Consider the following 11,092-nt stretch of genomic DNA (forward strand, 5'->3'; position numbering starts at 1 on the left):
GGCATGAAAAGCCTGCCCGTCGGATGTCGTTCAAGGAATTCATATGTCGCCCTGGCTGACGGTAGTAGGCATCGGTGAAGACGGCTTCAAGGGCCTGGGCAGAAACGCCCGGCACGCCTTGTTACGCGCCTCGCGCATTGTTGGCGGCCAACGCCAGCTGGACTTGTTGCCGGTGTGTATCCGCGGCGAACGCCAGTTGTGGCCCAGCCCGTTTTCCCTGGAACCGGTGCTGGCCAAGCGTGGTGAAGCGGTGTGCGTGCTGGCCAGCGGCGACCCGATGTTCTATGGCGTAGGCGCGAGCCTGGCGCGGCAGGTGCCCGCCGATGAGCTGCTGATTTTGCCGGCGCCCTCTTCCGTGTCATTGGCGGCGGCACGTTTGGGCTGGCCATTGCAGGACGTGGTGACGCTGTCGGTGGTTGCCCGACCGTTGGCAGCGCTGAATGCGCACCTGGCCAGCGGCGTGCGTTTGCTGGTGTTGAGCAATGACGGCCAGAGCCCGGCGGCGATGGCGGCGCAGTTGGCTGAGCGCGGGTTTGGCGCAAGTCGCCTGAGCGTGTTTGAACACCTCGGCAGCCCGGATGAGCGGCGCATCGACGGCATCGCCCGGGATTGGCCAGGTGAACCGATTGCTGCCTTGAACCTGGTGGCCATCGACTGCGTGGCCGACGCTAACACCGCGCGCCTGTCACGCCTGGCGGGGCTGCCGGACTCGGCCTTCAAGCACGACGGCCAACTGACCAAACGCGACGTACGCGCCATGACCCTCGCCCGCCTCGCGCCGATGCCCGGCGAACTGCTGTGGGACGTGGGCGCGGGCAGCGGCTCCATCGGGATCGAATGGATGCGTGCTCACCCCAGTTGCCGCGCGCTGGCGATCGAAGCCGATGAAGGTCGGCAACTGTTGATCGAACACAACCGTGACGCCCTTGGCGTCCCCGGCCTGCAACTGATTCGCGGCACCGCGCCCCACGCACTCGCTGGCCTGGAAGCACCCGACGCCATCTTTATCGGCGGCGGCGTAACCCGCGACGGCGTCCTCGACACCTGCTGGCAACACCTGCGCCCCGGTGGCCGGCTGGTGGCCAACGCCGTGACCCTGCAAAGCGAAATGACCCTGATGGCCTGGCGCGAACAACACGGCGGCGAGCTGACCCGCATTCATGTGGCCCAGGCCCAACCACTGGGAGACTTTGATACCTGGCGCCAGGCGCTGCCGATCACCCTGCTGGAAGTGATCAAGCCGCTATGAAACGCATCCTGCTGCTGGGCGGTGTGACGGAAGCCCTGGCCATTGCCCGCACACTGGGCCCCGAGCATATCTACAGCCTGGCGGGTGTTGGCCGCGTCCCCACCGACCTTACGTGCCAGGTGCGCGTCGGTGGCTATGGCGGCGCGGAAGGTTTGGCGCAGTTCATTCGCGATGAAGGTATCGAGCTGGTGCTGGACGCGACCCATCCGTATGCCGCACAGATCAGCGCCAACGCCGCCCGTGCCGCGTGTGTGTGTGGCATTCCCTGCTGGGCCCTGCGCCGCCCGGCGTGGCAGCCACAGGCCGGTGATGACTGGCGCGAAGTCAGTGACTGGGCGGAGTTGATTGAAGCCCTCAAGCCATTCAAGCGACCACTGTTCACGCTGGGTCGCGAACCGTTGCAGCACCTCGACGAAATCCCCGCCGAGCAGTTCTGGACGTTGCGCGCACTGGATGTGTACCCCGGCAATGAACGCTGCGAAGTGATCGGCGCCCGTGGGCCGTTTTTGATCGAGGATGAGCGGGCGTTGTTTGAGCGGCGGCAGATTGATGTGCTGATCAGCAAGAACAGCGGCAGTACGGCTACCGAGCCGAAGCTGGAAGTGGCACGGGAGCGCGGGGTGCCAGTGTTGGTGTTGAAGCGGCCGGTGTTGGCGGCAGTAGATCAGGAGCTTTTGTCGCCCGCAGAAACAATCGAGTTATTGGCAGATTTCATTCGATAGATCAGGATCATCGCCCACCTCTATCAACTCTATTTGTGACTAAAGGGACGGCGATGAATCCACAACATGAAGTGCTACACTCCAGAAACAGTTCAAGCCAGACTCAATTCTATTCAGGAGCTGACATGATAGACGTCAAAGAAGCCGTGCAAGTTGCCAAGGCAGCAGCCAATGATTTTCTCGGCCAGGAAACAGTGCTTCAGGACTTGATGCTTGAGGAAGTCGAGTTAAACCCAGGCGACAAAACATGGGCAATAACACTTGGCTTCAATGTTCCAGCCCCTGATAAATATGAACGGCTAGGCGCATCTTTAGCGGGACAAATGTACGCAAGAAAATATAAAACATTCTTCATTGACTCGGAGACTGGCGAGTTCCGCTCCATGAAGATTCGCGAAGTATGATCGAAACGTATATCCGGCAATATCGAAGAAAAGGAATCATAGTCGACACTAACCTGCTGCTCTTAGCACTGATCGGAGGCACACCCAGTATCGCAGGCTTCAAAAGAACAAGCGGATACACCGCCAAAGATTACAAGCTTCTGCTGAATGTCATTGATCAATTCGAAAAGCTTATTTCAACCCCTCATATACTTGCGGAAGTCAGCAACCTTACAAATGGGCTTTATGGGAGCAAGCTACACGATTTCTACGCAACATTAAAAAAATCATTATCGACAGTCATTGAGATTCACTGCCCCGCTCTTGATATAAGTTGCGATTATGAGTTGTCGCCCTATGGCCTTACCGACGTCGGCATTATCTGTGCAGCCAAAGATAATTATCTGGTTTTGACAGATGACCTAAGAGTCGCTGGATTTGCTCATCAGCACAGCGTAGATGTCGTGAACTTCAATCACATACGGGAAGCAAGCTGGGACGTTTAAAGGCGTCTCACAGGATCATTCCCACACATCAGCGCAGGAACGATCGATCATCGAAGTGTTAAATGCGTTGTCCGGCACTTTCGTGCACCCGATCAGCCAGTAACTCCGCCAGTTCGATCAACTGAGCGACGCCCAACAACTCCTCTCGCTTCGATCCTTCCAGGCTAAACGCTAAGTCGCAACTCAGCGCGTTGGCCGAGGCGAGTGTTTCAATGAGGTTGACCAACAGGTCTTCGGTGCTGATCCCATCGGCCACGGTGAATAGTCGGACGGGGGGATTGGGGGTAGGTTTAATCATTGTGAAGCTCCGGAGAAGGACAAAGGAGCTACCACTGATCGCCGCGATGCGATGGGGGTGGTAGCTGAACGCGGGTTCGCGGACCGGCTCTCCAGAACACCGGCATACCCGAAGGTATCCCGCGCACAGCCACCATAGCGCCGCACAGTAGACGATAAAAAAGCGCCAACTGAAAGGACACGATGACGCTTTTGCGTCTGAAGAAATCCGGGCCGCGACGCCCGACCACTGAGTTTGCAGTGGTGTACGGAGACTAGAGATTGAGTTTCCTAGGGACAACCTCAAATCGCTGTCGGAAATTTCTCTAGTAGGAAGGAGGGGCCGCTCCAACATTTGAACCGCATCGCCTGGTTGATCCACAATCCCTCAGTTCCCGTCTATCCTCAAACCCAGCACTGCGACACCAAACCACACCGCGCCTTTTTACTTATCCCCCCCGATCAGGCTAAATACCCACCTGATCGTTTAACCCTACGGATTGTCCGCCATGGCCCGTCAACGCTTTGCAATTGCCTGGATAGCCTGCCTTGCAGTGCTGTTCAATGCGTTTGCCATGCCGCTGGCGAGTGCGATGCAGCAGGCGGATGACCCGGTCAAGCAATTGCTGTGGGGCAGTTTCTGCTCCTCCAACGGCACGAAACTGACGGCCATTGCCCTGGGCAAGCTGGAGATACCGGCGCCGCAGCAAGACGATCACTCCACCATGCAGCATTGCTGGTGCTGCTCGGGCTCGGCGCCATTAGTGGCGTTGCCGGGGCACTCACCAACACTGTATTTCGCAAGATTCGACGCGGTGCAAGACCTGCCGCCGCCGTCATTGCAATCCCCTACCCCGCGCCAGCAATGGCCGAGCCTTAACCCCCGCGCCTCTCCAACGGTCTGATTTCTTCGCAAGTGAACTGCGTTTAGAACCGTTCTGGAGAACTGCCATGCTCAAATCTTCCCTGCTTCTGGCTGCGTTGTTGCTGCCGGTGTGTGCTGCTGCCAATGCCGAAGACTTCAAGGTCGGCGAACTGGTGGTCAGCGAACCCTGGTCCCAGGAACTGCCGCCCAACGCGCCGACCGTCGCGGCGTATTTCGTGATTCATAACCAGGGCGAGCATGCGGATCGCCTGCTCAGCGTCGACACGCCCGTGGCCGCCAAGGCCGAGCTGCATGAGCATGTGATGCAGGGCGACCTGATGAAGATGCAGCAGGTGACCAGCGTCGCGGTGCCGGCCAAAGGTGACCTGACGTTCGCCCCCATGGCCTACCACGTGATGCTGCTGGACCTGAAGGACCGCAGCGTCTTGCGCGATGGCCAGCATTTCCCGCTGACCCTGAATTTCGAGAAAGCCGGGCCTGTAAAGGTGGAAGTGTCGGTGCAGAAGCAACCGCCCATGGCCGGCCACGAGCATATGCACGCCCAATAGATCATTCTTGATGGGCGCCCCACGCGCCAGGTTGTCCCCGCACCGCCGTAAGCCTGTAGGCCTCATGCGCGGCAGCTGGATCAGCCTGTTCGCCATGCTGATGATCTTTATCGGTCCGCTGATTTCCCAAGCGATGCCGATGGATCATCACGCCGGTATGTCCATGGAAATGCCCATGGACGGCCCGAGTTGCCATGGCGACGCAAAGCCCCCAGCCGAACACAGCAAGGCCCCCGACGAGCATCACGTGCTCTGGGAAAAGTGCGGCTATTGCAGCCTGCTCTTCAGTTGCCCCGCGCTGCCTGGCAGCGTGTCGTTCGTCACCCTCGGCAGCCCGCCGCCCGCCAACGCCCTGCCCCCCGCTCCACGCCTGGGCCATGCCCGGCAAACCGTCTTCCCCGGCGCCCGCAGCCGCGCCCCGCCCATCATCGCGTAAGCACTTCACACCGTTACTTCACCCCGGCCGACTTTAGACAGACAGCCGCAGGCTGCTGGCCGTGTTGTTTACGAATGATTGATGGAATTTTTCATGTCCAGGTTTTCTGCTGACACCCGTTTGGGACGTACTCCCGTGTTCGCCGTTTTGTGTGGCGCGCTGCTGGTTCCACAGGCCCACGCCGACGAGCACGCCGACCACAATGAACTGAGCCCGACGGTGATCACGGCGATCGCCCCCAGCTCGCCGCTGACCGTCGTCACCAACCCGAAAGACCCGCGCCAGCCAGTGCCCGCCAGCGATGGCGGCGACTACCTCAAGACCATCCCCGGCTTCGCCCTGGTGCGCAACGGCGGCACCAACGGCGACCCGGTGCTGCGCGGCATGTTCGGTTCGCGCCTGAACATCCTCACCAACGGCAGCATGATGCTCGGTGCCTGCCCCGGTCGGATGGACGCGCCCACCTCCTATATCTCGCCGGAAACCTACGACAAGCTGACGGTGATCAAGGGCCCGCAAACCGTACTCTGGGGCCCTGGTGCTTCAGCCGGCACGATCCTGTTCGAGCGCGAGCCCGAGCAGTTCGGCGAGCTGGGCACGCGGGTCAACGCCAGCATCCTGGCAGGCTCCAACGGGCGCTTCGACAAAGTCGTCGATGCGGCGGCGGGCGGGCCGCTGGGGTATGTGCGGGTGATCGGCAACCAGGCCCACGCCGATGACTACAAGGACGGCAACAACGACACCGTCGCCTCGCGCTACGACAAGTGGAACGGCGACGTGGCCGTGGGCTGGACCCCGGACGCCGACACCCTGCTGGAGCTCACCGCTGGCCGTGGCGATGGCGAAGCCCGTTACGCCGGGCGCGGCATGGATGGCTCGCAGTTTTTGCGCGAGAGCCTCGGATTTCGATTCGAGAAGTCGAATATCGGCGAGGTGCTGGATAAGATCGAAGCGCAGGTCTACTACAACTACGCCGACCATGTGATGGACAACTACACCCTGCGCGTCCCGTCGGGCACCGGGATGATGGCCGGCCCCATGGCGTCCAACGTCGACCGCCGCACCCTCGGCGCACGCATCAAGGCCACCTGGCGTTGGGCCGATGTGCAGTTGATCAGCGGCCTTGATGCACAAACCAACGAGCATCGCCAACGCAGCGCCATGGGCGTCGACACCTACAAGGACCTGCCCCGCAGCAAGGACGCCAACTTCCACAACTACGGGGTATTTGGCGAACTGACCTGGTATGCCGCCGACCGCGACCGCGTGATCACCGGCGCTCGTGTGGACCGCGCCTCGGCCAAGGATTTCCGGCAAACCATTAGCTCCGGGATGATGAGCAGGCCCAACCCCACTGCCGGCAACACCCGCGCCGATACCTTGCCGTCGGGCTTTGTGCGCTACGAGCACGACCTGGCCGACAGCCCGACCACCCTGTACGCCGGCCTAGGGCACTCCGAACGTTTCCCGGATTACTGGGAGCTGTTTTCCCCCAACACCGGGGCGGTCGGTTCAGTGAATGCCTTCGATGGCGTGAAGCCTGAGAAAACCACCCAACTGGATTTCGGGCTGCAATACAAATCCGCAGACCTGGACGCCTGGGCCTCGGGCTACGTTGGCCAGGTGCGCGACTTCATCCTGTTCGATTACCAGCCGGGCATGATGGGCACCACTTCCCAGGCGCGCAATGTGGATGCGCGAATCATGGGCGGTGAATTGGGCGCGGCATACAAGCTGACCGACAACTGGAAAGCCGATGCCACCTTCGCCTACGCCTGGGGCAAGAACAGCAGCGACGGCAAACCGCTGCCGCAAATCCCGCCGCTGGATGCGCGCTTCGGGCTGACCTACAGCCAGGACGACTGGAGCGCCGGCGCCTTGTGGCGGGTGGTCGCGGCGCAAAACCGCATCGACCAGAACAAGGGCAACGTGGTCGGCAAGGACTTCGACAAGAGCTCGGGGTTTGGCGTGTTCTCGCTGAACGCGGCGTATCGCATCAACAAGAATTTCAAGGTCAGCACCGGCGTCGACAACCTGTTCGGCAAGGCATACGCCGAGCACCTGAACCTGGCCGGCAACGCCGGGTTCGGCTACCCGGCCAATGACCCGCAAGCCATCAAGGAACCGGGGCGCACGCTCTGGACCAAGGTGGACATGAGTTTCTAATGCCCAGTGTAGGAGCGAGCTTGCTCGCGAAAATCGCCAACGATAACGCGGGGCTTCTGTATGACCGCGGCGTCCTCAGGTTCTTCGCGAGCAAGCTCGCTCCTACGGGATTGCGTTCATCAACGAATAACCAAAATGCCTTTGCGGAGCAGCCCCTGATGAGTACACCCAAGATTTCCTTCTACAACCTGGCCTGGCGTTGGCATTTCTACGCCGGGCTGTTTGTCGCGCCGTTCATGGTGTTGCTGGCCCTGACCGGCATCATCTACCTGTTCAAGCCCCAACTCGACCCGCTGATGTACGGCAACCTGCTGACGGTGCAAAGCGCCGAACACGCACTGAGTGCCGACGAACAACTGCAACGCGCCCAGGCCGCCTATCCCCAAGGCAAGATCAGCAAATACCTGCCACCTGCCGACGCCACCAGCAGCGCGCAATTCGTGATGCGCAACGACGGGCACGAAGCGACGGTATTCGTCGACCCGTATCGCGGCACCGTGCTCGGTGAACAGGATTCCAAATACAACCTGCAAGCCATCGCTCGTGCGCTGCATGGTGAGTTGATGATCGGCACCATCGGCGATCGCCTGGTGGAACTGGCCGCCGGCTGGGGCGTGATGCTGGTGATTTCGGGCCTGTATCTGTGGTGGCCGCGTGGCAAGTCGGCGGCCGGCATTCTGTGGCCACGACTGGGCAGTCGCGGCCGCTTGTTCTGGCGGGATTTGCACGCGGTCGCCGGCTTCTGGGGCGCGGCTTTCCTGCTGGTGATGCTGCTCAGCGGTATGACCTGGACCGGCTTCTGGGGCAAGCAATATGCCGAACTGTGGAATAAATTCCCGGCGGCGATGTGGAACAACGTACCGCAGTCCGACCAGCAGGCCCGCAGCCTCAACACCGCGAGCCAACAGACCGTGCCGTGGGCCATGGAAAACACGCCGATGCCGATGTCCGGCGAGCATGCCGAGCACATGAAGCACGCCGGCATGAGCCAGGGCCCGGCAGCCCCGAGTATCCGCCTGCAACAGGTGGTAGACCTCGCCAACTCACGCAAGGTCGAGCCCGGCTACAGCATCACCTTCCCCACCACCGCCGAAGGCGTGTTCACTATCGCGGTGTTTGCCAACGACCCGCGCAACGACGCGACCCTGCATGTGGATCAATACTCCGGCAAGGTGCTGGCCGATGTGCGCTGGGAGCACTACAACAGCGTGGCACGGGTGACCGAATCCGGCGTGATGCTGCACGAAGGCAAGATGTTTGGCGTGGTCAATCAGATCATCGTGCTGCTGATTTGCCTGATGATCCTGCTCAGTGCCGACAGCGGCCTGGTGATCTGGTGGAAGCGTCGGCCACAGGGCAGCCTGGGGGTTCCACCGTTGCGCCATGACCTGCCGAAATGGAAAACCGCGATGGTGATCATGCTGGGGCTGGCGATTGTCTTTCCGCTGGTGGGCGCCTCATTGATCGTGGTCTGGGCGTTGGATCGCCTGGTGCTTTCACGTCTGTTTGGCCAACGTGAATCCGCTTCAGGTTCAGCGTGAAACAGACGAGATGCCCTACCTAGAGGCGTTATGTAGTCTTACGCGGGCTTTCGCCCACGTCGCACAAAGTGTTATGTTGTAACACCTAATGCGTTCCTCCACTCGCCGCGCCCAGCGGCGAGTACCGCCTCGAAGAAGCGATTTATCGTCCGATGAACAAGTACCTTGCGTCCGGCCTGTGCCTGCTCGCCCTGCAAAACAGTGCCCAGGCCCTGACGCTTCCCGCCAGTGCCGTCTCCGCCCCCGCCGTCGACGATGAGCGCGTCGACCTGCAAACCCCGACCACCGCAGGTTCGCGCTTGAACCTCACTGCCCTGCAAACCCCGGGCAGCGTTGAAAGCCAGACCGGCAAGCAGATTCGCGCACGGGGCGATGCCACGGTGCAGGACGCCATTTCCCGGGCCACCGGCATCAGCCGTACCGGCACACCGGGCGACGGCGGCACCTCGTTGTCGGCACGCGGTTTCACTGGCCAGAGTTCGGTGCTACAACTGTACGACGGCGCCCGCATGTTCGATGGCGCGGGCACTTCCACCTTCCCGGTAGACACCTGGTCTGTGGAGCGGGTGGACGTACTGCGCGGGCCGGCCTCGGTGATGTATGGCCAGGGCGCCACCGGCGCGGTGATCAACACCATCCCGAAGAAACCCTTCGAAGGCGAGATCGAAAACCATATCCGCCTGGGCTACGGTTCCTATGACCGCCAGCAGCAAGCCCTCGACAGTGGCGGCTCGCTGACCGACACCCTGAGCTATCGCCTGAACATCAACCGCCTGCGCAGCAACGGCTTTATCGACCGTGGCGAGTCCGGCAGCGACTTCGTCAGCGGCGCCCTGCGCTGGCAGCCGGCGGACAACCTGAGCTTCACCCTGGCGTCCGACTACGGCGACCAGACCCCGCAAAACGACTACGGCACGCCGCTGATCAACGGCCAGTTGCACAAGGGCCTGCGGGACAACAACTACAACGTCAGCAACGATATCCAGCACTACAACGACCAGTGGACACGCCTGACCAGCGAGTGGCAGATCAACGACAACGTCACCGCCACCAATGAACTGTCGTACCTGAAAAACCAGCGCCGCTGGCAGAACGCCGAGAGCTACAACTATGTCGACGGCGGCCTGGTGCGCCAGAGCTACCTGGGCATCAAGCACAACCAGGAACAGGTCGGCGACCGCCAGACCTTTACCTTCAAACACACCCTGTTCGGCCTCGAAAGCCAGACGGTGACCGGCGTCGAGTACAACCGCATTCGCTTTCGCCTGGCCAGCAACTCGCCGTTCGATGACCTGACGAACGCCGGCCAACCGGTGGACATCAACCACCCGGTACCGCAACCGTTTGAAAGCGCCAGCCCCTTCGTTCCGCAGTCCGTCAGCACCACCAAACAGCTGGCTGCGTTCGCCGAAAACCGCCTGCAACTGACTGATCAACTGTCACTGATCACCGGCGTGCGCCGCGACTACGTGCACATCGACAGTGGCTCCCTGGTGGATGGCAGCGACGCCAACAAGACCTTTACCGGCAACAACTGGAAAGCCGGCCTGGTCTACGCGATCACCCCGGACACCTCGGTATACGGCCAGTACGCCACCAGCACCGACGGCGTCGGCAGCCTGATTACCCTGAGCCCGAGCCAGCAGCAGTTCGGCCTGTCCACCGCCAGGCAAACCGAGATCGGCCTCAAGCAGGCGTTCTGGGACTCGCGGGGTGAATGGACGCTGGCGGCCTACCACATCGTCAAAAAGAAGCTGTTGGTGAGCATCCCAGGCACCACCCTCAAGGAACAAGTCGGCCAGCAATCCTCCAACGGCCTGGAAGCCAGCCTCGACCTGCAACTGCCGAACGCCTGGCAGTTGCAAGCCAATGCAGCCATCGTGCGTGCGCAGTACGACGACTTCTCTGAAGTGGTCAACGGCCAGGCAGTGTCTCGCAACGGCAACCGCCCCACCGACGTACCGCGCCGCACCGCCAACCTGTGGCTGAGCAAGGCCATCACTGACGACGTTCGCGCCGCTGCCGGGGTGCGTTATGTAGACTCGCGTTTCGCCAACGCCGCCAACACCAGCGAAGTGCCGAGCTACACCGTGGTCGATGCCACCGTGTCGTGGAAAGCCATGCGTAACACGACATTGGGCCTGCAATTGAATAACCTGTTTGACCGTACCTACGCCGTCAGCCAATACAATGACGGCCAGCAATGGATCCTGGGTGAACCCAGGTCGTTCTTTGTGACGGCGGACTACACCTTTTAACTGAATGCGACACTGTCCAAATGTGGGAGCGGGCTTGCTCGCGAATGCGGTGTGTCAGGCACTGTATCTGTTACTGATCCACCGCTTTCGCGAGCAAGCCCGCTCCCACATTTGTCCTGTG

11 protein-coding genes are annotated in these 11,092 nt (G+C 61.1%); 10 read left to right on the plus strand and 1 reads right to left on the minus strand.

All coding sequences use genetic code 11. The features are described from left to right. The first annotated feature begins 43 nt into the window (after nt 1-43). The 4 genes from cbiE (at nt 44) to AU074_RS31240 (ending at nt 2,860) form a co-directional block, all read left to right on the plus strand. Nucleotides 44-1,249 carry a precorrin-6y C5,15-methyltransferase (decarboxylating) subunit CbiE gene (gene cbiE, locus AU074_RS31225; RefSeq protein ID WP_076017988.1) on the plus strand — a complete coding sequence of 402 codons (1,206 nt, stop codon included), beginning with the start codon at nt 44-46 and terminating at the stop codon, nt 1,247-1,249. After that, a complete protein-coding gene (locus AU074_RS31230; protein ID WP_076017989.1) occupies nt 1,246-1,971 on the plus strand; it encodes a cobalt-precorrin-6A reductase in 726 nt (241 codons plus the stop codon). The genes cbiE and AU074_RS31230 overlap by 4 nt, the downstream gene beginning before the upstream one ends. Before the next feature lie 125 nt (nt 1,972-2,096). Then, nucleotides 2,097-2,375 (plus strand): hypothetical protein, encoded by a 279-nt coding sequence (locus AU074_RS31235; RefSeq protein ID WP_076017990.1) that lies wholly within the window; start codon nt 2,097-2,099, stop codon nt 2,373-2,375. After that, complete coding sequence (locus tag AU074_RS31240) at nt 2,372-2,860, plus strand: PIN domain-containing protein (RefSeq protein ID WP_003217347.1); 489 nt, start codon at nt 2,372-2,374, stop codon at nt 2,858-2,860. Before AU074_RS31235 ends, AU074_RS31240 begins: the two co-directional genes overlap by 4 nt. A 58-nt stretch (nt 2,861-2,918) precedes the next feature. On the opposite strand, the gene AU074_RS31245 is transcribed toward AU074_RS31240, so the two are convergent. Then, entirely contained in the window at nt 2,919-3,158 is a 240-nt protein-coding gene (locus AU074_RS31245; protein WP_076017991.1) for a DUF6124 family protein, read from the minus strand. Between the two features lie 487 nt (nt 3,159-3,645). Between AU074_RS31245 and AU074_RS31250 the strand changes: the two genes are divergently transcribed. The 6 genes from AU074_RS31250 to AU074_RS31280 all read left to right on the plus strand — a co-directional run bounded on the left by AU074_RS31250 (nt 3,646) and on the right by AU074_RS31280 (nt 10,971). Then, nucleotides 3,646-4,041 carry a DUF2946 domain-containing protein gene (locus AU074_RS31250; RefSeq protein ID WP_076017992.1) on the plus strand — a complete coding sequence of 132 codons (396 nt, stop codon included), beginning with the start codon at nt 3,646-3,648 and terminating at the stop codon, nt 4,039-4,041. Between the two features lie 46 nt (nt 4,042-4,087). Next, nucleotides 4,088-4,570, plus strand: a complete 483-nt coding sequence (locus tag AU074_RS31255) for a copper chaperone PCu(A)C (protein WP_076017993.1) — start codon at nt 4,088-4,090, stop codon at nt 4,568-4,570. A gap of 64 nt (nt 4,571-4,634) precedes the next feature. Beyond that, entirely contained in the window at nt 4,635-5,006 is a 372-nt protein-coding gene (locus tag AU074_RS31260; protein ID WP_083676747.1) for a DUF2946 domain-containing protein, read from the plus strand. 93 nt (nt 5,007-5,099) lie between these two features. After that, entirely contained in the window at nt 5,100-7,172 is a 2,073-nt protein-coding gene (locus tag AU074_RS31265) for a TonB-dependent copper receptor (RefSeq protein WP_076017995.1), read from the plus strand. 158 nt (nt 7,173-7,330) lie between these two features. Continuing rightward, nucleotides 7,331-8,713: a PepSY domain-containing protein gene (locus tag AU074_RS31275; protein ID WP_076017997.1), complete on the plus strand. Its 1,383-nt coding sequence runs from the start codon at nt 7,331-7,333 to the stop codon at nt 8,711-8,713. 152 nt (nt 8,714-8,865) lie between these two features. Continuing rightward, a complete protein-coding gene (locus AU074_RS31280) occupies nt 8,866-10,971 on the plus strand; it encodes a TonB-dependent siderophore receptor (RefSeq protein WP_076017998.1) in 2,106 nt (701 codons plus the stop codon). Nucleotides 10,972-11,092 lie beyond the last annotated feature (121 nt).

Origin of the sequence: Pseudomonas sp. ATCC PTA-122608 (genome assembly GCF_001952855.1) — a bacterium.
GTDB lineage: Bacteria > Pseudomonadota > Gammaproteobacteria > Pseudomonadales > Pseudomonadaceae > Aquipseudomonas.

Bases quoted from the DNA above. Each gene is read 5' to 3' on its own strand.
- cbiE (WP_076017988.1), top strand. From the start codon at position 44: ATGTCGCCCTGGCTGACGGTAGTAGGCATCGGTGAAGACGGCTTCAAG.
- AU074_RS31230 (WP_076017989.1), top strand. From the start codon at position 1,246: ATGAAACGCATCCTGCTGCTGGGCGGTGTGACGGAAGCCCTGGCCATT.
- AU074_RS31235 (WP_076017990.1), top strand. From the start codon at position 2,097: ATGATAGACGTCAAAGAAGCCGTGCAAGTTGCCAAGGCAGCAGCCAAT.
- AU074_RS31240 (WP_003217347.1), top strand. From the start codon at position 2,372: ATGATCGAAACGTATATCCGGCAATATCGAAGAAAAGGAATCATAGTC.
- AU074_RS31245 (WP_076017991.1), bottom strand. From the start codon at position 3,158: ATGATTAAACCTACCCCCAATCCCCCCGTCCGACTATTCACCGTGGCC.
- AU074_RS31250 (WP_076017992.1), top strand. From the start codon at position 3,646: ATGGCCCGTCAACGCTTTGCAATTGCCTGGATAGCCTGCCTTGCAGTG.
- AU074_RS31255 (WP_076017993.1), top strand. From the start codon at position 4,088: ATGCTCAAATCTTCCCTGCTTCTGGCTGCGTTGTTGCTGCCGGTGTGT.
- AU074_RS31260 (WP_083676747.1), top strand. From the start codon at position 4,635: ATGCGCGGCAGCTGGATCAGCCTGTTCGCCATGCTGATGATCTTTATC.
- AU074_RS31265 (WP_076017995.1), top strand. From the start codon at position 5,100: ATGTCCAGGTTTTCTGCTGACACCCGTTTGGGACGTACTCCCGTGTTC.
- AU074_RS31275 (WP_076017997.1), top strand. From the start codon at position 7,331: ATGAGTACACCCAAGATTTCCTTCTACAACCTGGCCTGGCGTTGGCAT.
- AU074_RS31280 (WP_076017998.1), top strand. From the start codon at position 8,866: ATGAACAAGTACCTTGCGTCCGGCCTGTGCCTGCTCGCCCTGCAAAAC.